Source organism: Flavobacterium cerinum, from assembly GCF_024496085.1.
In the GTDB taxonomy this organism is placed as follows: Bacteria; Bacteroidota; Bacteroidia; order Flavobacteriales; family Flavobacteriaceae; genus Flavobacterium; species Flavobacterium cerinum_A.
The window spans coordinates 3,998,461-4,019,925 of the sequence record NZ_CP101751.1 but is presented as its reverse complement, the minus strand read 5'-3'; the positions used below and the strand labels follow the sequence as shown (position 1 = coordinate 4,019,925).

Genomic DNA, 21,465 nt, shown 5'->3' with positions numbered 1-21,465 from the left:
GGAGTTAAGGCGTTTTGTATATATGACGATTTAAAATCGACAATGGTTGCATGGGTTATAAAAAAGATTGTATCGCCAGGTCGTAACTCTTTAATCCGAATCCGATAATAATACCGTTAGCATTCGGTGAAATATAAGATTGATGGCGAAAACTTTCGCGGGAAAAAGTATTGGAAATATGAACCTCAATTACCGGAGTAGTCACGGCTTTAATAGCATCGCCAATTCCGATTGAGGTATGGGTATAAGCACCGGCATTCAAGATGATTCCGTCAAAATCAAATCCTTTTTCCTGAATTTTCGAGATTAGTTCCCCCTCAATATTACTTTGATAATATTCCAGGCTGATATTCGGGAAGCGGTTTTGCAGAATTTCGAAATAGTCTTCAAATGTTTGAGAGCCGTAAATTTCCGGTTCCCGTTTTCCTAACAGATTTAAATTAGGGCCATTAATAATAATGAGTCTCATGTATGCTCTTTTTGGTAAAAATAAATAAAAATAATGTGGCAGTACACCTGTCCGGTTTTAAAACCTATGCGATGTGATAAAAAAAGGGATTGTCCGAAGACAATCCCTTCACTAACTAACATATGAGTGATGCTAAAATAGGTAGCCTAAAGAAAACTGAATAGTCGAGTTTTTGACATCAGCATCTTTAGAAACTTCGGTCAGACCGAGAGCATATCGCCCTTGTATAAAAATACTATTGGTTATTTTATAACTCAAACCACCGGCCACGGCAAAGTCAAACGATTTGGAATCATTAGTACTAACCTTATTGCGTTCGCTTACAAGGAAAGACGCTTGCGGTCCCAATTCAAGACTAAGTTTGTTTGAGGTTAAGTAGAATTTAGCCAATACCGGTATGGAAATATAGCCCAATTCATTTTTAATCTGCTCCCCTAATCCTTCCAGTTTCGCTCCTTGAGTAGAATATAAAAGCTCAGGTTGGATGGAAAGGTTTTCTAGTAATTTAATCTCCGATACAATTCCGGCATGATAGCTTGTAATGGTTTTAAAGTCGTAACCTTCTACATCGCCACCGGTAAAATTAGCAAAATTCACTCCGGCTTTTACACCAAATTGGATCATTTGGGCGTAAAAAGGAGTACAAAATAAGGTGAATACTACTAAAAACAACAGGTTTTTTTTCATAAAAATAAAATTTAGGGTTTTTTTAATAATTGTGTAAGATATTGTTGATCAAATATATAACGTTTTTTTATGAAAAATAGTATTAAAATTGTTTTTCTTTTAGACAAATGTCATGATCAACGAATAGTTTTTTTTATACATTTGCTCCGTTAATTTTAATAAACAAAACAATCATGAAAAAGATTATTTTAACAGTAGCAGCAGTATTCGCTTTCGGATTTGCTAACGCTCAGGAAGAAGCTAAAGGTGAAGGTTTCTCTAAAGGAGATGTATTCATTTCTGGTTCTGTAGGTTTTGGTACTACAAAAACTGGTGATGCTAAAAACAACTCTTTCGATATTTCTCCAAGAGCTGCTTACTTCGTAACTGAGAACATTGCAGTTGGAGTAAAACTTGGATATACTTCTGAGAAAGATGAGCCAAACGCTTTAACTGAAACTAAAACTGATAAATTTACAGTTGGTGCTTTCGGTAGATACTACTTCACTCCAGCTTCTAAATTTTCTATGTTCGGTCAATTAGGATTTGACTATAACAACAGTAAAGTTAAAACTACTACAGGTGGTGTTTCTGCTGAAGGAAAAGTAAACGGATTTGACGTTGCTTTAGCTCCGGGTATTAGCTATTTCGTATCTAAAAACTTCGCTTTAGAAGCTACTTTTGGTGAATTAGCATACAAAACTTCTAAGCCAGATGCTGATGGTGCTGAGTCTACAAATAACTTCGGTTTAAATGTAAACATGGCTAGCATTAAATTAGGTTTAGTTTACAAATTCTAATCTGATTTAGATTTTATAAAAGAAAACCTCCCATTGGGAGGTTTTTTTATATCTTTAATGTACGAAAAAAATCTGACTCCTTTTTCTTTAAGAAAGCGGAGTTTTTTTTAAGATCAATTTATTTTTTTAACAGTAAAATTATTGTTAAAATAAAATTTAAAATAACAGTACTTTTCTTTTTTGTTACAAAAATGATTTTGGGGCAAAGTTTTTGTCCGCCAAACGGGATCTCAACCAATCCGGGAAATCCGATTAATCCACAACAAACGAATTATCTGAATTATTTTGATTGGACGACAACAAACCCGTTTTATCCAATCAATTCACAGTGTAATCCGAATACGTTTACACCAAATCCATTCCAGTCGAATCAGTTGGAATTGTTGCCGCTTTCGCTTACTAAAGATATGAAACCGGAAAACGGATGGGAAATGGTGGCCTATAATTTGGGATTTGATAACAACAATAATCCGCTATTAGGTCGTCCGGAGCATACGTATGTTATGATGTATAATAAATATACCGGTAAACTACGTATTTTGGTAAAATGGTGTCGTAATATGAATTACAATGGAGCGATGCTTACCTTGAAATTCGCACCGGGATTCCAGACGAATCTTCTGGATATGGCCAATGTTGAAAAGGCTTTGAATACACCGCATATACAAAATCCATCGATCAGTACGGCGTTAAAGTTTTATAACGATAATAATTTCTGGGCATATGCCGAGTTTAAAATGAACTACGATCCTTGTACCTGTAGCTTTCCGGAATCGTCACGATTGTTATTGTATTCGGAGTTGATCAGTAACTCATCGGTTGAACTAACCGGAAAAATAACCGGAACAATTACTTCTATTTCAGATGGGCAAGGAACGGTATCATCAGATGGTAGTTTCTGGAAGTCGGCGAACAGCATCAATGATAAGATGATGAAAGTGCATACTACGACACAAAAATTTATAAATGGCTATGAAAAAATGTATACAGATCTTGCTGATGGAGGAATTACAATAAATGCGATTAAAACATTAGGAAATTCAATGAAAGAGAGTCAGTTTCTTAAAGCGGGATTAAAAGCATTGCCTTATGTAAGTAAAGCGGTTAATTTTTTAGATGGTCTGTTTGGAGGTGGTTTAAGTGGAAGTGGTCCTTTGGAAATAGCACCTTTAAGTGTGAATCTGGATGTGAGAATACAAGGAACTATTGCAACACAGCATCCGATGCACGATCTGACAATCGGTTTACCGGGTTCGCAAATGCAGGGGTATTTGCCGGGAACTACCGGCGGACAACCGTTGTATAACGAAACCATGGGGATTTTTTCATTGATCAATGCTCCGGTGATGTATTATACGGAAACAAGCACAACAAAAGAATTTATAAATAGAGAAAAAGTAGGGCTTTCTAATCCAAAATATTTAGAAATAAAAAGTTTGTATAATTTTGTTGATAGAAATTATAAGCTGTCAGGAGATGCTCTTAAATATGCAATCAACCCGGCAAGTGGATTGGTATTACAAGATGCAGAAGTAATGTTGGTTACGGAATATGTTAAGCCGTCAATTGAATATGCGAAAGCCAATCCAAATTCTACTATTGTTGGTGTTGATGTGGATATGAATAATGGTTTGGAGATAGCAGGAACGACAAAAGGACCATTGGTTGATGAGACTGCAGCTGTTTTTCAAAATGCATTTATGCCTATAGGAATAAAAAATTATAAGAATGACTATTCATTTACCTATTCATATAGTGTAACTCCTAAGTTAGGTAGTGCAAGAAGACTGGATTACTATCCAAATGCAACGCCGAAATTCTCGTGCTATGAAGGCAGCGGATCTGAAATTTCATGTAATTGGAAAACTGGCTATATGCGACTATTTAGTTATAGTCAAAAAATGCCTGTCGCAAATAGTTTTTCATTCCTCGATCTCAGTCATTTTGTGTCTAATTATAATGTTGAATCTATAAATCCGAATTTAATCACACCAAGAAATGAGTTCCTTGCGCCGCGAATCAAAACATTTAAGCTGAAATTTATCTTAAACTTAAAGCGTACTGATAACCCGGATGCGCAAAACGTATTGTATGTGGTAACGTATCCGATTGAATTAAAACCGGCTCCTGCAGGATATAATATGACAGGATCTAATTATATTACCGATGCGCAGACATATGCGGCTCAGGGTGGATTTAATCCGGCGGTACCGACAAATAAAGTAGTTCCGGTTACCCAATCGGAATTGGCGACAATTTGTACCGGTACAACGTATAAAAATAATAGAATTTCAACTAGCGGTAAGATGCTAACGGAAACTCAAGGTTTGGAGATGGCTAAAGAGAATGCGTTTGAAAGTAAACCACTATTGTATCCGGTTCCGGCAAATGAAAAACTAAATATTGAAACCAGAAATTGTGAATTGATTTCAATTGTTGATTTTTATGGAAAAACGGTTTATGATTTTGGAAGTAACCAGGAAAAAGAAAAACTGTTTTCGGTTGACGTTTCCCGATATGCCAAAGGAATTTATCTGTTGACGTATAAAAATCAATCAGATGAAGTGAAAAGTATAAAATTCACAGTTGAATAGTTTGTATAAAAAGAAACGCCTCTCATCGGAGAGGCGTTTTTGTTTCTGTTTTAGAACTTAAATCCTAGTCCTACCTGGAATACTTTGTTTTTAGCATCCGTATCTTTTACGACTTCGTTTAAACTATAGGTATAACGACCGGTTAAAAACAAACCGTTGTCAAAGTTAAAAGATGCGCCGATAGCTAATGCGGTATCAAATTTATTCACTTCGTTGGTTTCGATAGAGCTGTTATTGGTATCATGACTTTCATTTAGTTTAAAACCGAATTGAGGTCCGGCTTCAACGCTAAGTTGTTTGATGATGTATAGTTTGGCTAAAACCGGAATATTCAAATAATCGATTTTATGTTTTGTGGTATATGAATTCCCGAGTAAGCTATAGTTGCTTTCAAAGCCTTGTTGGGAATATAAAACCTCCGGTTGAATAGAGAATACGTTAGATACGATAGGAAGTTCGCCTACTACACCGATATGGAAACCGGTACGGGAATCCGGACCGTCTTCAAATTTACCCTGAGTCACTGTGGAAAAGTTAGCTCCACCTTTAATCCCGAAAGTTGCCTTTTCTTGTGCATTGGCTGTAGTTATTGCGGCTACGAATAACAGCCCGGCTGATAAAAATTTTACGATTTTCATAATGCTTAATTTTTAAGTTTTTTAACTTTATGCAGAAATGATGCCAAAATACCTACAAATTAATTTTTGATTGAAAAACCGGTTGCTTATGTCTGCTTGGGAATCCTATATAAAAGAGTACAAATCCTATCTGAAACTGGAAAGAGGATTGTCGGAAAATACAATAGCAAATTATGTTTTTGATATTGAAAAACTGGTTAATTACCTCGAAAATACAGCGCAGGATGTATCTCCCGTAAAAATTGATGAACAGGAAATTCAGGCTTTTATTTATGAAATTTCGGATAAAGTGAATGCGCGATCGCAAACCCGGATTATTTCGGGATTAAAAAGTTTTTTTAATTTTTTGATTTTCGAAGGATATCGGGAAACGACACCGTTAGAATTGATTGAAATACCCAAAGTGGGGCGGAAATTACCGGATACCTTGTCAACTGAAGAAATCGACGGGCTAATTCAGGCAATTGATCTGTCTAAAAATGAAGGAGAGCGCAATAGGGCGATGTTGGAAACGCTGTATAGTTGTGGGCTTCGGGTTTCTGAATTAATAGCGCTAAAGCTGTCAGATTTGTTTTTTGAAGAAGGATTCGTAAAAGTTACCGGAAAAGGAAATAAACAGCGTTTTGTGCCAATTGGTGCTTCGACTCAAAAATATATACTATTGTATAAGGAAAGTATACGAAATCACCAGCAAATCAAAAAAGGATTCGAAGACACTTTGTTTTTGAACCGGCGAGGAAGCGGGTTGACCCGTGCTATGGTGTTTACGATTATAAAAGAGCTGGCGGTTAAAATTAATTTGAAAAAGACGATTAGTCCGCATACATTCCGGCATTCGTTTGCGACTCATCTTTTGGAGAACGGAGCCGACTTACGTGCGATTCAGATGATGTTGGGCCATGAATCGATTACAACTACTGAGGTGTATATGCATCTTGACAGAAAACATCTTTCAAAAGTATTGCATGCCTATCATCCGCGGAATAAAGAGTGAGGAGAAAAGAGGAAAGAATGTAGAATAAAAAAAGCATTTCGGTTAAGAAATGCTTTTTTGTTTTTTATGTAGGTGAATTTTATTTTGCAATATTAACTGCTCTGGTTTCACGGATTACGGTAATTTTTACCTGACCCGGATACGTCATTTCAGTTTGAATTTTTTGCGAAATATCAAAAGAAAGTGTAGAAGCCATTTCATCGCTTACTTTTTCGCTTTCTACGATTACACGTAATTCACGTCCGGCTTGAATAGCATAGGCATTTTTAACACCGTTAAAACCGTAAGCAATATCTTCAAGGTCTTTCAGACGTTGGATATACGAATCCAATACCTGACGTCTTGCTCCCGGTCTTGCTCCTGAAATAGCATCACAAACCTGAATAATCGGTGCGATAAGCGATTTCATTTCAATTTCATCGTGGTGTGCTCCGATTGCGTTGCAAACTTCTTCTTTTTCACCGTATTTCTCAGCCCACTGCATACCTAAGATAGCGTGTGGTAATTCGCTTTCGGTTTCCGGAACTTTTCCGATATCGTGTAGTAAACCGGCTCTTTTTGCTAGTTTAACGTTTAAGCCTAATTCAGCTGCCATAACACCGCAAAGTTTGGCAACTTCTCTCGAGTGTTGTAATAAGTTTTGTCCGTAAGAAGAACGGTATTTCATACGTCCTACGATTTTGATTAATTCCGGATGTAAACCGTGAATACCTAAATCAATTACAGTACGTTTACCGACTTCGATGATTTCATCGTCAATTTGTTTAGCGGTTTTAGCTACTACTTCTTCGATACGTGCCGGGTGAATACGACCGTCAGTTACCAGTTTGTGTAAAGCCAAACGGGCAATTTCACGACGAACCGGGTCAAAACAAGAAAGTATAATCGCTTCCGGTGTGTCATCAACAATGATTTCCACTCCTGTAGCAGCTTCTAAAGCACGGATATTACGTCCTTCACGTCCGATAATACGACCTTTAACATCATCCGACTCAATGTTGAATACAGAAACACAGTTTTCAACTGCTTCTTCCGTTCCGATACGTTGAATAGTGTTGATAATGATTTTTCGGGCTTCCTGATGTGCAGTAAGCTTAGCTTCTTCAATCGTCTCCTGAATATGAGACATGGCACTCGATTTTGCTTCAGTTCGTAAGCTTTCTACTAATTGGTTTTTAGCTTCCTCGGCAGAAAGACCAGAAATTACTTCCAGTTGTTCTACCTGACTTTTATGAAGTTTTTCGATTTCCTGTTGCTTTTTATCCAGTACTTCGATTCGGCTGTTGTAATCGTTTACTTTGTTGTCAAGTTCGTCATTGCTTTTTTTGGCTTTAGCCAATTCGTTCGATACTTGAGATTCTTTGTCGCGTGTTCTTTTCTCAGCTTCGGCAATCTTTTTATCGCGACCTAAAATTACCTGTTCGTGTTCTGCTTTTAATTCAATGAATTTTTCTTTAGCCTGGAGAATTTTATCTTTTTTGATGGCCTCTCCTTCAGCTTTGGCATCTTTTAGTAGAGAAGCTGCTTCACTTTTTGCATTTTTAATCAATGTGGAAGCATTGATTTTTTCTAAATACTTAGCAATTCCAAAACCGATTCCTGTTCCTGCAATACAGCAAATAATGATTATAAGTGTTGTGCTCATGGTATGTTTGAAAGTTATATATAAAAAAAGCCTACATTAGGGTTATTGCATAAACTCGTAAAGACAAGTTTTGAGTTAACTCGTTGTTCAAGGATCTGTTCTGGACAGCATGCTTTAGAAACGATGATTCACTCATTTTAATTTGTTAGTGTTGAGTTTATCAAATAGGTACTAATGTAGGCAGTATCTTAATCTATTTAAAGAACGTGTTTATTTTGACAGAATCGAATTCAATTGGTCATCCATATTTTTTAAGCGGTCAAAAGCATCTTGAAAATCAGCGGATTTGTCAATTTGTTTTTGCTCTAACTGTGAGGCAAACTGTAAAGCACACATCGCTAAAACATCCTGTTTGTCGCGTACGGCATAGTTTTCCTCAAATTGTTTAATCATAGTGTCAATCTTTCTGGAGGCGCTTCGAAGTCCTTCTTCCTGTGTATAATCCACAGTTAGAGGGTAAACCCTGTCGGCGATAGATATCTTTATTTTTAGCTTGTCATCCATAAGCCTTCTATTCCGAAAGTTGTGCTATGCAGTAATCAATTTCGCGTATTAATGAATTTATTTTGAGTTTCGTTTCTCGTTTATTTTCTTCACTGCCTAATAATGAATTCGCCATTTTTAAATTCTCATACTGTGCCTGTAAGGCCGTAATTTCATCTTTCTGGCGATGTATCACTGCTGTTGATTTCGATAACTCATTTTGTAATTCCTGATTGCGTTGTTCCAGACTTTCCATTTTAAGGAGCAGCTTGGAAAACTTATGTTCAAGAGAATCAATGATTTCCGATAATCCATTCATTGCAGACTGATTTCATTATATGATTTTACAAAGTTAATATTCCTGATGAGAAATACCAATAGTTTTACTAAAAAATTAGAAATTCTTTGGCCGTGTTTGGTAATAATTTGTCTTATAGTTAGTTAAGTTTTTGCAGTATTTTTAGTTTGTTTTATATTTGTTTTTTATATTAGCCTAAATTCGTTTTATGAGACTGTTGCTGCTTTTCTGCTTCTCGTTTTTGTGCGGTTTTTCACAAAATCAATACCCTAAGGATTATTTCCGGTCACCTTTAGATATTCCGTTGCAATCGTCCGGAACTTTTGGTGAACTACGTGGAAATCACTTTCATTCCGGATTGGATTACAAAACACAACAACGTACCGGATTGCCGGTTTTTGCTGTAGCCGATGGCTACGTTTCGAGAATAAAAGTTTCTACTTTCGGTTACGGACACGCACTTTATATCACACATTCCAATGGTGTGACTACAGTTTATGGTCACTTAAAAGGGTATAGCGGTAAAATAGGGGAATACGTACGGAAAAAGCAGTATGCGCAGAAAAAATTTGAAATTGAATTGTTTCCTATGGCTTCCGAATTGCCGGTTACAAAAGGTGAGTTGATTGCTTTGTCCGGAAATACAGGCGGATCCGGTGGGCCGCATTTGCATTTTGAATATCGCGATACTAAAACGGAAAAGACGCTGAACCCGCTGTTGTTCGGGATGGATAAGGAAACAAAAGATACGAAAGCACCGTCAATTAACGGAATCGTAGTGTATCCGATTAGTGATGATGCTGTTGTAAATCAGTCGCAAAATCCGGTAGTAGTCGGATTATCTCTTCAAAAAGACGGTTCTTATCTTGGAAGTAAGGTGACGGGGAAAGGAAATATCGGTTTCGCACTGGATGCCTATGACACTTCGGATAATAATTACAGTAAAAACGGAGTTTATAAAGTGGAAACTTTTTTAAACGGTACAAAACTCTACGGTTATCAGTTTGATTCGTTTTCGTTTGACGAATCCCGCTATATCAATAATTTTATTGATTTTGAACGCTATAAAAGAACAAAATTGCGCTATCAGAAACTGTTTTATAAAAAGAATTATCCGTTTTCCATTATCAGCGGAAATGAGAAAAACGGTCAGATAAGTATCAAAGAAAAAGATACCTTCTCTTACCGTATTGAGGTTTCGGATTTTCATAATAATAAAACCGTGATCAATATACCGGTAGCGTATTCTGATCAGCCGGTAAAATTGGTGCGAAAAGATGTAACGACACCTTATTTTATCAAATCGGCTAACGATCATAATTTTACAAAAGACAATATTTCAGTCTTTGTACCGGCGAATGCCTTTTATGAAGATTTCTACTTGCGCTTTGATGTTAAAAATAATATACTGGATTTACACGATGATACCGTGCCGGCGCACAATAATATTACAATAACGTTTAATGTAGCCGGAATGCCGAATCTGGACTATAAAAGAAGTTTTATCGGTCGGATGGACGGTAGTAAACCGGAATATTATACGACAACTAAAAAAGGCGACTTGTTTTCAATTCGTACAAAAGAGCTTGGGAAATTTATGCTGATGCAGGATACAGTCGGGCCGCGTATTTACGGGACTAATTTTACAACGGGAAGTACAATTGATAAATTGGATACGATTAGTGTTCATATTCAGGACGATTTGTCCGGAATTAAAGAATATAACGGCTATTTGAACGGAAAGTGGATTTTAATGAAATACGACTATAAAACAAAACTACTGGTGCATGATTTGAATGATTTGATTTATGATGACGGAAGAAATGATTTGAAAATTATTGTGTCAGATAATATTGGAAATTCTACTACCTTTGAAACGCACTTTTTTAAAACCTTAAAACCGACCTCTCTTGAAAAGAATAATTGATTTTATTGCGATTTGTATTTTGTTTATTGGTTTGAGCTCCTATGCGCAAACCGCCAGAATAAAAGGTGTTCTTTTAGATGAATCCAATAAACCGATCGCAAAAGCATCTGTTAAAGCTAATGCCGCTTCTGCCATTTCGAATGAAAATGGTTTCTTTCAGATAACTGTTCCGGCAAATCAGAAAATAACAGTTGAAATTACACACGTTAGTTTTAAAAAGGCGGTTACGGTTATTGAATTAAAACCGAATGAAGATTATGAGCTGAACGTTGTTTTAAATCAACGGGCGGAACAATTAGGTGAGGTGGTCGTTTCAAAAGGGAGAAAAAGAGTAGAAGGGGTTACAACCATAGCGCCGGAAGTAATCCGAACAATACCGGGAGCCAATGCGGGTGTGGAAAATATTCTGAAAACCCTTCCGGGTGTTTATTCCAATAACGAATTAAGTACACAATATGCTGTTAGGGGAGGGAATTATGATGAAAACCTCGTGTATGTGAATGAAATTGAAGTCTATCGTCCGTTTTTAATTCGCTCCGGACAACAGGAAGGTTTGAGTTTTACCAATACGGAAATGGTACAGAATGTTGATTTCTCTGCCGGAGGATTCCAGGCTAAATACGGTGATAAACTTTCATCGGTTCTGGATATTACCTATCGTCGTCCGACTAAGTTTCAGGCTGCTGTAGATGCGAGTTTGTTAGGAGGAAGCGCTACTGTGGATCTGGTTTCTAAAAATCAGAAATGGAGTAATATTACCGGAGTACGCTACCGGGATAATAGTTTGCTGGTAAAAAGTCAGGAAACAGAAACGAATTTCAGACCGACTTTCGTTGATGTTCAAACCTTAATCAACTTTGATGCTTCGACCAAATGGCAATGGAGCTTTTTAGGAAATATTTCGCAAAACCGTTATAATTACCAACCGATTTCGCGTCAGACGAATTTCGGTACAATTGATAATCCGATCGCTTTACAGGTTTTTTATGACGGACAGGAAAAAGATCGTTATCTGACTTTATTCGGAGCGTTAAAATCGGTTTATCAGGTGAGTGATGATTTTAAATTGAAATTTATCGGCTCAGCTTATCATACGCAGGAACAGGAACACTTTGATATAGAAGCACAATATGCTCTTGGTGAAGTGGATAGTAATATCGGTTCTGAAACGTTTGGTGATGTAGTGTATTCCCGTGGTGTAGGTTCGCAGTTAAGTCATGCCCGAAACAATCTGGATGCACTTATTTTTAATGCTGAAGTGAAAGGATTCCATTCGTCTAAAACCAGTGAACATCAGGTGGAGTGGGGTTTTAAATATACAAAAGAAGATATTCGCGACCGTATTGTAGAATGGGAAGCAATTGATTCGGCTGGTTTTTCATTGCCGGCTCCGATTTTAGATATTCCACATGATCAACCGTATACGCCTTATACCGGACCGTTAGCGCCGTATCAGAATGTAAGAGCAACGAATTTTGTTCAGATTAACCGTTTTTCAGGATATGCACAATGGAACTATCGCGGTGAGATCGGTGCGGGTGAATATTGGATTAATGCAGGTGTTCGAGCGCATCAATGGCAGGTTAGCGGTGATAATATTGTAACCGGTGACAGTCAGATTACGTTTAGTCCGAGAGCACAGTTTGCAATTAAACCGGCCTGGGAAATGGATATGTTATTCCGTTTGTCCGGAGGAGTTTATCATCAGCCGCCTTTTTACAGGGAATTACGGGATGCGGCCGGAGTGGTTCAACCTAATGTAAAAGCGCAACAGTCGGTTCATATTGTTTTAGGAAATGATTACAGCTTTAAAATGTGGGGTCGACCGTTTAAGTTGGTTTCGGAAGCGTATTATAAACATTTATCGGATGTAAATACTTACACCATTGATAACGTAAGAATCCGTTATGCAGCAAATAACGATGCAACGGCCTATGTATATGGTGCTGATTTCCGTTTAAACGGAGAATTTGTGCCGGGAACAGAATCCTGGTTCAGTTTCGGATATTTGAAAACGGAAGAAAATCAGGATGGAAAAGGCTATATTGCGCGTCCAACGGATCAGCGTTTGAAATTCGGATTGCTTTTCCAGGATTATATGCCGAATATTCCGAATCTGAAAATGTATCTGAATCTGGTTTATAATACCGGATTACCGGGTGGGTCTCCTTCTTATGCCGATCCGTATAATTATCAGCTGCGATTAAAAGATTACCGAAGAGCAGATGCCGGATTTTCCTATGTTTTTAAAGACACTGCAATTAAATCAAATAAAAACTGGTTAAAACCATTCCGTGAGTTGGCTTTAGGATTTGAAATTTTTAACCTTTTCAATAACCAGAATGCAATTACCAATACATGGGTAAGGGATGTGTACACTAAAAGTCAGTACGGAATTCCGAACTATATGACCACTCGTACATTCAATTTAAAATTAAATGTAAGATTGTAGTTCCAGTGTAAAAGTTATATATTTGAAAGACTATTTAATTTTTGAAGATGAAAAAGTTTGTAACCTGTACCGCCTTGCTTCTGACGTTTCTTTTTATTGGATGTAAAGAGCCGGAAAGTAATAAGCCTAAAGTAATTTACGAAGGGACAAAAAATACTACGGCTAGCAATCCGGTAAAAAGGGATTCTTCTCAAATTAAAATCGCGGATCTTCCGATTTATATGGATGGAACAAAATACCTGATTCATGCCATAGGAGATATTCGGGTTTATGACGGTCCGAGTAGTAGTTACGGCTCCAGTAAAACCAATTCGGTAAGTTATGCGATTTCAAATTACAACCGTTTTGAGATTACAGGATACTTTCAGAATTTAAAATTTCAGCACATCGATTCAACGGATATGCGTAGTCTGACGGATAAGACGATTCAAATTCAAACGGCGACCTATTTAAATACGATTGCTGATAAAACCAAAAAACAAATATTAGTGTATTCTTTAGTGGATTCGGATACGAATCGCGACGGAAAAATCGATGCTAACGATATCAAAGCACTTTATCTGAGTAACTTTAACGGTACGAAATTCGCTAAAATGTCTGATGATTTACAGGAATTGTTGGACTGGAATATCGTTGAAGTACAAAATCGTTTGTATTTCAGAACGATTGAAGATATCAATAAAAACGGTGCTTTTGATAAAAATGATAAAGTACACTATTTCTACGTTAACTTAATGGATAAAGAGTGGAAGGCTGAAGAATATATGCCGATCTAATCCGATTTCCGTAATAGTTAATTCTTTATTTCAAATTCAAATCGGATACTTAAAAAGTAGGCAGTGAAAGTCCAGGCTATTATCCGGAATTTTTTTAGATCAGAATATCACTTTCCAGATCCGATTTCTCAATGTTAAAATCGAAGCCAAGCTTGGCAACCAGTTCGATTACCAGTTTCTTATACCAATTTTCCGATTTCGGATGAATATAGATTGTTTCGATTAAGGTGTTGATGTCAACATTGATTTTTAAACCTTCATTAATAGAAAGCTTTTGGGAAGTAACGTCCGAAATGATCCGGATTTCCTTTTCATATTGAAAGCTTTTACGTTTAAAAAGGAAGGGGAAAAAGGCATCGTCAAAAGGAATGTACTCCTTTTTATAATCGATATAATTAACTTCACCAATGTATTGTTCAAAATGCTTTTCAGGAGCCAAAGCTTCTTTTAGGCGGCCTATGGTCGATTGAATTGCCAGACCTTCATTGTTTTTGGTGAAAATTTGCCACATCGCGAAAGATTCGTATTCGTTGGTATGCCAACTGCTGATTACGACGTTTTCGCGATGTGACTTATAATATTGCAGGAACTTGGGGTTGTTCTCCGCTATTTTTTTAATTTCTTCAAATGTAGGTTCACTAAATGTGCCTTCGTATTGGTCTTCGAACTTATCCGAACGCGACATAAACATTTTCTGATACAACAACAAATCCAAAAATTTCGACAAATCCAGATACTTCCAGATAATGGTATCCGGGTTTTCAGGAAGTGTGATATTCGGACTTTGTCGGTACATATTACTGTTTATTCAAAGGATTGCATCATAACTAATTTCGAATAAGTACCGTTTAATGCAAGCAATTCATCGTGTGTGCCTTGCTCAACGATTTCTCCTTTTTGCATCACCACGATTTTATCTGCCTTTTGTATCGTTGAAAGACGGTGAGCGATAACAACTGAAGTTCTGTTTTGCATCATATTTTCCAGTGCTTGCTGTACCAGTCTTTCGCTTTCAGTATCCAAAGCCGATGTCGCTTCGTCCAGAATCATAATTGGCGGGTTTTTCAAAACAGCCCGCGCGATGGACAAACGTTGTTTTTGTCCGCCGGATAATTTGTTTCCGCTATCACCGATATTAGTGTCGATTCCGTTCGGAAGATCTTTTACAAATTCATAGGCATTAGCGATTTTTAGTGCGGCAATGATCTCGTCATCGGTTGCATCCTGTTTACCTAATAAAATATTGTTTTTGATCGTATCATTAAATAAGATGCTATCTTGTGTAACCAATCCCATCAGTCCGCGTAAGGCATGCAAATCATAATCTTTGATGTTGATGCCGTCAATTTTGATAGCGCCTTCCTGTACGTCATAAAAACGAGTCAGTAAATTAGCAATTGTACTCTTTCCGCTACCGGATTGACCAACTAAAGCAACCGTTTTACCTTTCGGAACATCCAGTGAAAAGTTTTTCAGAACATTTTCATCTTCATAACGGAAGTTAATATTCTCGATATGAATATCTTTTTCGAATGTCGTTTTTTGAATCGCATCCGGTTTGCTGGTAATCGGGTTAACTTCTTCCAGAATTTCCAGAACCCTTTCAGCGGCAGCATTTCCTCGTTTAATATCATACGACGCTTTAGAGATTGCTTTGGCCGGTGTAAGGATGTTATAGGCTAATCCCATATAAGCGATAAACTGAGCGCCCAGTAAGGTTTTTTCAACCAATACCATATGACCGCCAAACCATAGCAAGATAGCAATAACCATAATTCCCATAAATTCACTAACCGGAGAAGCCATGTTCTGACGGTTCATGATTTTATTAGAAAGGTTAAAATAACGATCGGTAGAAGTGCTGAATTTTTTATTAAAATAGTCTTCAGAAGTGAAGCCTTTGATTACCTTTAATCCGCCCAGAGTTTCTTCAACGATAGATAAAAATATTCCTTGTTCCTGTTGTGCGACAGTGGATTGTTTTTTTAATCGTTTCCCGATAAGTGAGATAACAAAACCGGAAACCGGTATAAAGATGAATACAAAAATAGTCAGCTTTACACTGATGATTAACATTCCGACAATCGTAAATATAATTGTCAACGGTTCTTTTACAATAAGCTCCAGAATCGAAAGATAGGAACTTTGAACCTCACCAACGTCCCAGGTAATACGGGAAATTGTGTCTCCTTTTCGTTTTTCGGAGAAAAAGGAAAGCGGTAATTCCACAGCCTTTTTATACATGGCATTTCGCAGATCGCGTAACATTCCGTTTCGAAGGAAAGTAGCAAAAAACAAAGCCAGATAGTTAAAAACATTTTTTAACAGGAAGATGGAGATGATAATCACAACCAGAAAGCCTAAAGTATAATCAATGCCTTTGCTTTCGGAAGTGGTGGTTACGAAATAATTGAAATAATTTTCTCCGTACGCTTTAATATCAGCGAGACCGGTATATACCGGTGCCTGAGTAATTCTTTCTGTCTCACCGAATAATACAGATAACATCGGAATCAATGCCATAAAAGAGATCGTACTGAACAAGGCATAAAGCACATTGAACAATACGTTCAGGTAAGCATATTTAAGGTAAGGAACCGCAAAGCGGAAAATTTGTTTAAAGTAAGTCATTTTAAGATAAATTCATTCCTGTAATTATATTCTTGATTTTATCGTCCAGGAATTCTTCAGCTGCATCGATTTCATCAAGACTTTCTATTCGGGCATTAACGCTGAAATAGAATTTGATTTTTGGCTCCGTACCACTTGGTCGGGCACATATTTTACTACCGTCTTCCAGATAATAAATTAAAACATTGGATTTCGGGATGTCAAGTGCTCCTGATTCTCCGTTTAATAGATTCTTTGTAACGGAACTTTGATAATCTTCCACAAAGATAACGCGTTCGCCGTTGATTTCCTCTAAAGGATGCTCTCGCAAATCCGACATCATTTGTTTGATCTGATTAGCACCGTCGATTCCTTTTTTAGTGATGGAAATAAGATGTTCTTTGTAAAAACCGAAGTCAACATACATTTGTAGCAATTCTTCGTAAAGCGAACTTCCTCTTTCTTTAGCCTGAGCTGCAATTTCGCAAACTAGTAGTGTAGCGGTAACCGCATCTTTATCACGAACGGCATCGCCGGCCATAAAGCCGAAACTTTCTTCTCCGCCACCAATAAATTGTTGTTGCGGGAAATCTTTGATCATTTTAGCGATCCATTTAAAACCGGTAAGACCTACTTTGCATTCAATACCATAGGCGTCAGCTAATTCCAGCATCATCGGAGTAGATACAATGGTTGATCCGATAAATTCAGTTCCGGTAATGCGACCTTGTTTTTTCCACTGCTCCAAAAGGAAGTGTGTCATCACGACCATCGATTGGTTTCCGTTTAACAAGATCAGTTTGCCTTCTGTATTTCTTACGGCAATTCCCAGACGATCGCTGTCCGGATCTGTTCCGATTACAATATCGGCACCGGTTTTTTCAGCCAATTCCAAAGCCATGGTTAATGCTTCCGGTTCTTCCGGATTAGGGGATTTAACCGTTGGAAAATCGCCGTTCGGTTCGGCCTGTTCTTTAACAATAGCGACATTGGTATAACCGGCTTTTTCCAATACATCGGGAACCAGTTTGATAGAGGTTCCGTGTAAGGAGGTAAAAACGATTTTTAATTTTTCTTTAGCCGAAGCAGGAGTGTTAAAACTTCCGTTTTCGATAGCTGAGTTGATAAAAGCATCGTCTACAGCGGTATCAATGTATTCAATAAGGTCATTATTGGCTTCAAAAAGTATCTGATCGTACTCTAATGATTCGATCGTTTGTATGATTTCATGGTCTTGTGGCGGAACTAACTGACCTCCGTCTTGCCAATATACTTTATAGCCGTTATATTCCGGCGGATTGTGTGAAGCGGTTAGTACAATACCGGCATGACATCCCAGGTATTTTACGGTAAATGATAATTCCGGAGTCGGACGCATATCCGAAAATAAAAATACCTGAATACCGTTAGCGGAAAATACATCTGCAACTACTTTGGCCAATGTGTTACTGTTATGACGACAATCGTAGGCAATCGCTACTTTAAGAGATTCGCCGGGAAACGATTTTTTTAAATAATCAGATAATCCCTGAGTGTTTTTTCCTAAAGTATATTTGTTGATTCGATTCGTTCCAACGCCCATAATTCCTCGCATTCCTCCGGTTCCGAACTCCAGGTTTTTGTAAAAACTATCTTCCAGTTCTTTAGGGGAAGAAGTCATCATTTCCTTGATTTTCTCCTGAGTTTCATGGTCAAATACCGGACTGTTAAGCCAGATGTTGACCTTATCTAGTAACTGCTGTTCGATGTGCATGTTCAATTTTTTAATGTTGTTATAAACTAAAGATTAACCTTTTCGGCAATTTTATAGCGCTCCTCGTTGTTTTTTGTTCGTAGGATGATTTCGCCTAAAAAGCCGGCTAAAAATAGTTGTGTTCCGATGATCATAGTAGTCAGAGCGATGTAAAACCACGGATTACTGGTTACTAAAATAGTATGCTGATGGTGATACAGTCTGTAAAGTTTGATAAAACCGATATAGCCGGCCGATAAAAATCCGATCGTGAACATGAACACTCCTAAAGCTCCGAAAAGGTGCATAGGTCGTTTTCCGAAGCGCGATATAAACCAAATAGTGATCAGATCCAGAAATCCGTTAATAAAACGTTCCATTCCGAATTTGGTTGAACCGTATTTTCGTGCCTGATGGATTACGACTTTCTCACCGATTTTTGCAAAACCGGCATTCTTTGCCAATACCGGAATATAGCGGTGCATTTCGCCGGAAACCTCAATGTTTTTGATGACGATATTTTTATAGGCTTTCAGTCCGCAGTTAAAATCATTTAACTGGACACCCGATGTTTTGCGGGCCGCCCAGTTAAACAGTTTTGAAGGTAAATTTTTGGCTACAACCGAATCGTAGCGCTTTTTTTTCCAACCGGACACGAGGTCGTATTGTTGGTTGATAATCATATTGTATAATTCCGGAATCTCATCAGGACTGTCCTGTAAGTCAGCATCCATAGTGATAATAACATCACCTTCGGCTTTCGCAAAACCGGCATGTAATGCCTGTGATTTTCCGTAATTCCTTAAAAATCGGATTCCTTTTACATTGGGATCTTTTGCTGATAACTCTTCGATCAGTTTCCATGAGTTATCGGTACTGCCATCATCAATAAAAATCACTTCGTAGGAGAAGTTATGACTTGTCATGACGTTGACAATCCAGGAATGCAATTCCGGGAGCGATTCGCTCTCGTTCAGTAAAGGAATTATAATGGATAAATTCATTTAATTTTTTTATTCTAATGTAGTGGTTTTGTTTTTGAAAATCAGAGCCAGAATAGCACCGAATATTGCGCTGAAAACAAAACTGAAAACCAATCCTTTTAACTGGCTTGGAATACTGTAATTGTCAGTTTCTTTCATTTTTTCAATAGTCTCCTTTATCGCTGAAGTAGGCGTATTGAATTTTTTAAGCATATCCACGGTATATTGAATGGTCATCTCGCTGATGGTTTCTTTTGCGGAAGGATCAATAAAATTAAATAAAATAATATTGAATAAAACCGATAGTACCGCACCGATAGCAGCTGCTAAAAAGTAAACGGTAAAAGCCTCTTTAAACGTGATGCTTCCCAATTCTTTTTTAGTTTTGGAAAGTAACACGATTCCCAAAATAATGTAAATAATAATGCTTGCAATTCCTATCCAGGGATTAACAAATAATGACACATCGATTGCATAAATTAAAGTAGTGATTAAAATGGAGAATACACCCATTATGATACCAAAATTAATCCCGTTTTTTTTGATTGTAGCATTCATAAAAATTTAGTTTTTGGTTAATTAATTTACAAATATAAGAATTACCTTTATAGCAGCACTAAAAATTATACAGCATCAAAAACCAAAAAAATCGGAGTAAAGATTTGATATTTCAAAATTAGTTGTACATTTGCAGCCTGAAATAAAAAAAGATTATAAACAAAAAGTTGTAGACTGTTTATACCTTTTTGAAAAACAAAAGCTTCAAAACAGGTTACAACCACCAATAAAAGATTTACATCATGAAAAAAGGAATTCACCCGGAAAATTACAGATTAGTAGCATTTAAAGATATGTCAAATGAAGATGTATTCATTACTAAATCTACAGTAGAAACTAAAGAAACTATCGAAGTTGATGGTGTTGAATATCCAGTGTATAAAATGGAGATTTCAAGAACGTCTCACCCATTTTATACTGGTAAATCGAAACTTATCGATACTGCTGGACGTATTGATAAATTCAAAAACAAATACGCTAAATTTAGTAAGTAATAAGTGTTCAAAATTTAAAAGAAGCTTCCTTAACGGGAAGCTTTTTTTATTTTTATATCTGAAAGAAAACTTTGTAACTTTGGTAACGAATCATACGGCAATAACAGATGAACTACATACTTTTTGACGGAGCTGTCCGAGAGGCACTGCTACCTTTTACGTTTACCCGACCGGTAGCTGATATCCGAATCGGAATCCTGACCATTCGGGAAAAATGGGAAAAATTCCTGGGTTATACCACAACTACATTAACCGAAGAATACCTGATGGAAAAATTCCCGATGGTGGAAATGGAAAAAAACATAATGATCAATGCTTCGTTTTTACCGAATGAAATATTGACGGAAATGATCACAAATCTGGAACCGAATCAGGCCGTCTTTCATAATGACGATGTAATTGCATTTTATACGCAGGATACACAGGAAGAAGTAGATTTTGATCTTTATGAGATTATTGAATATACAGATGATTGTATCAAAATAGAGCATACGTGGGATATTTTTAAGAAAAATGACATCGCTTTACGGGAAGATTTTGACTTGCTTACGGAAGGGCGGATTTCGCAACCCATTCCGAAAAGCGTGAACGTAATAGCTCCGGAAAATATTTTTATCGAGGAAGGCGCTAAACTGGAGTTTGTAACGCTAAACGCAGCTACCGGACCGATTTATATCGGGAAAAACAGCGAAATTATGGAAGGTACCGTAATTCGCGGACCCTTTGCGTTATGTGAAGAAGCTCAGGTAAAACTGGCAACGAAAATCTACGGCGCTACAACTGTCGGACCACATTGCAGAGTAGGAGGCGAAATCAGTAACTCGGTATTGTTTGCGTATTCTAATAAAGGACATGACGGATTTTTAGGGAATTCTGTTTTAGGAGAATGGTGTAACATGGGCGCTGATAGTAATAATTCCAATTTGAAGAATAACTACGAAGAGGTGAAATTGTGGAGTTATGAAGCAGAAGCAATGATTAAGACAGGATTGCAGTTTTGCGGTCTGATGATGGGAGATCACAGTAAATGCGGAATTAATACCATGTTTAATACCGGTACGGTGGTAGGTGTATGTGCTAATATTTACGGCGGCGGTTTTCCGAAAAACTTTATTCCGAGTTTTTCATGGGGGGGAGCTGACGGATTTACCGAATATATACCTGAAAAAGCGTTTGCAACTGCGAAAACGGTTATGTCCAGACGTAATATACCTTTTACGGAACAAGACCAGTTAATACTAGAGCATGTATTTGAAGAAACTAAAAAATGGCGCTAGGTCATTTTAAAACAAAATAAGGTTAAACGACCACAACTGTGAAACGGTTGTGGTTTTTTGTTGGATCTT

At 37.2% G+C, this 21,465-nt stretch carries 19 protein-coding genes and 1 other RNA gene; 8 read left to right on the top strand and 12 right to left on the bottom strand.

Annotated features, from left to right (window positions below):
• Positions 1–55: 55 nt before the first annotated feature.
• Entirely contained in the window at positions 56–469 is a 414-nt protein-coding gene (aroQ, locus tag NOX80_RS18240; protein WP_256551239.1) for a type II 3-dehydroquinate dehydratase, read from the bottom strand.
• 132 nt (positions 470–601) lie between these two features.
• On the bottom strand, positions 602–1,156 hold the full coding sequence (locus NOX80_RS18235) for a porin family protein (RefSeq protein ID WP_256551238.1): 555 nt from the start codon (positions 1,154–1,156) through the stop codon (positions 602–604).
• A 173-nt stretch (positions 1,157–1,329) separates the two neighbouring features.
• Between NOX80_RS18235 and NOX80_RS18230 the strand changes: the two genes are divergently transcribed.
• Entirely contained in the window at positions 1,330–1,935 is a 606-nt protein-coding gene (locus NOX80_RS18230) for an outer membrane beta-barrel protein (protein ID WP_256551237.1), read from the top strand.
• A 191-nt stretch (positions 1,936–2,126) separates the two neighbouring features.
• Positions 2,127–4,529: a T9SS type A sorting domain-containing protein gene (locus NOX80_RS18225; RefSeq protein WP_256551236.1), complete on the top strand. Its 2,403-nt coding sequence runs from the start codon at positions 2,127–2,129 to the stop codon at positions 4,527–4,529.
• Positions 4,530–4,579: 50 nt separating this feature from the next.
• Here the strand turns inward: NOX80_RS18225 and NOX80_RS18220 are convergent, their stop codons facing one another.
• A complete protein-coding gene (locus NOX80_RS18220) occupies positions 4,580–5,167 on the bottom strand; it encodes a porin family protein (protein WP_256551235.1) in 588 nt (195 codons plus the stop codon).
• A gap of 88 nt (positions 5,168–5,255) precedes the next feature.
• On the opposite strand from NOX80_RS18220, the gene xerD reads away from it, so the two are divergent.
• The gene (gene xerD / locus NOX80_RS18215; protein ID WP_256551234.1) at positions 5,256–6,161 is read left to right on the top strand and encodes a site-specific tyrosine recombinase XerD; all 906 of its coding nucleotides are present in this window, start codon (positions 5,256–5,258) and stop codon (positions 6,159–6,161) included.
• 79 nt (positions 6,162–6,240) lie between these two features.
• Here the strand turns inward: xerD and rny are convergent, their stop codons facing one another.
• The 4 genes from rny to NOX80_RS18195 form a co-directional block, all read right to left on the bottom strand.
• Positions 6,241–7,806, bottom strand: a complete 1,566-nt coding sequence (gene rny, locus NOX80_RS18210; protein ID WP_256551233.1) for a ribonuclease Y — start codon at positions 7,804–7,806, stop codon at positions 6,241–6,243.
• Between the two features lie 51 nt (positions 7,807–7,857).
• Positions 7,858–7,963: non-coding RNA, 6S RNA (gene ssrS / locus NOX80_RS18205), on the bottom strand.
• 53 nt (positions 7,964–8,016) lie between these two features.
• On the bottom strand, positions 8,017–8,310 hold the full coding sequence (locus tag NOX80_RS18200; protein ID WP_256551232.1) for a cell division protein ZapA: 294 nt from the start codon (positions 8,308–8,310) through the stop codon (positions 8,017–8,019).
• A gap of 7 nt (positions 8,311–8,317) precedes the next feature.
• Entirely contained in the window at positions 8,318–8,608 is a 291-nt protein-coding gene (locus tag NOX80_RS18195) for a hypothetical protein (protein ID WP_256551231.1), read from the bottom strand.
• Positions 8,609–8,795: 187 nt separating this feature from the next.
• Between NOX80_RS18195 and NOX80_RS18190 the strand changes: the two genes are divergently transcribed.
• Genes NOX80_RS18190 through NOX80_RS18180 form a run of 3 tightly spaced genes read left to right on the top strand, consistent with a single transcriptional unit; the run spans position 8,796 to position 13,742 of the window.
• Positions 8,796–10,514: a M23 family metallopeptidase gene (locus NOX80_RS18190; RefSeq protein ID WP_256551230.1), complete on the top strand. Its 1,719-nt coding sequence runs from the start codon at positions 8,796–8,798 to the stop codon at positions 10,512–10,514.
• On the top strand, positions 10,498–12,966 hold the full coding sequence (locus NOX80_RS18185; protein ID WP_256551229.1) for a TonB-dependent receptor: 2,469 nt from the start codon (positions 10,498–10,500) through the stop codon (positions 12,964–12,966). Before NOX80_RS18190 ends, NOX80_RS18185 begins: the two co-directional genes overlap by 17 nt.
• A gap of 47 nt (positions 12,967–13,013) precedes the next feature.
• The gene (locus NOX80_RS18180) at positions 13,014–13,742 is read left to right on the top strand and encodes a hypothetical protein (protein WP_256551228.1); all 729 of its coding nucleotides are present in this window, start codon (positions 13,014–13,016) and stop codon (positions 13,740–13,742) included.
• A gap of 94 nt (positions 13,743–13,836) precedes the next feature.
• Here the strand turns inward: NOX80_RS18180 and NOX80_RS18175 are convergent, their stop codons facing one another.
• Genes NOX80_RS18175 through NOX80_RS18155 form a run of 5 tightly spaced genes read right to left on the bottom strand, consistent with a single transcriptional unit; the run spans position 13,837 to position 19,625 of the window.
• Positions 13,837–14,538 (bottom strand): hypothetical protein, encoded by a 702-nt coding sequence (locus NOX80_RS18175; protein WP_256551227.1) that lies wholly within the window; start codon positions 14,536–14,538, stop codon positions 13,837–13,839.
• Positions 14,539–14,546: 8 nt separating this feature from the next.
• Positions 14,547–16,373 (bottom strand): ABC transporter ATP-binding protein, encoded by a 1,827-nt coding sequence (locus NOX80_RS18170; RefSeq protein ID WP_256551226.1) that lies wholly within the window; start codon positions 16,371–16,373, stop codon positions 14,547–14,549.
• Position 16,374: 1 nt separating this feature from the next.
• Positions 16,375–18,105, bottom strand: coding sequence for a phospho-sugar mutase (locus tag NOX80_RS18165; protein ID WP_256551225.1), 1,731 nt, complete (start codon positions 18,103–18,105; stop codon positions 16,375–16,377).
• Between the two features lie 26 nt (positions 18,106–18,131).
• The gene (locus tag NOX80_RS18160) at positions 18,132–19,088 is read right to left on the bottom strand and encodes a glycosyltransferase family 2 protein (protein WP_256551224.1); all 957 of its coding nucleotides are present in this window, start codon (positions 19,086–19,088) and stop codon (positions 18,132–18,134) included.
• A 9-nt stretch (positions 19,089–19,097) separates the two neighbouring features.
• A complete protein-coding gene (locus NOX80_RS18155) occupies positions 19,098–19,625 on the bottom strand; it encodes a DUF4199 domain-containing protein (RefSeq protein WP_256551223.1) in 528 nt (175 codons plus the stop codon).
• Positions 19,626–19,867: 242 nt separating this feature from the next.
• Here NOX80_RS18155 and NOX80_RS18150 point away from each other — a divergent pair, with 242 nt between their 5' ends.
• Positions 19,868–20,119, top strand: a complete 252-nt coding sequence (locus NOX80_RS18150; RefSeq protein ID WP_256551222.1) for a type B 50S ribosomal protein L31 — start codon at positions 19,868–19,870, stop codon at positions 20,117–20,119.
• 107 nt (positions 20,120–20,226) lie between these two features.
• The gene (locus NOX80_RS18145) at positions 20,227–21,396 is read left to right on the top strand and encodes a GlmU family protein (protein ID WP_256551221.1); all 1,170 of its coding nucleotides are present in this window, start codon (positions 20,227–20,229) and stop codon (positions 21,394–21,396) included.
• The last annotated feature ends 69 nt before the right edge of the window (positions 21,397–21,465 follow it).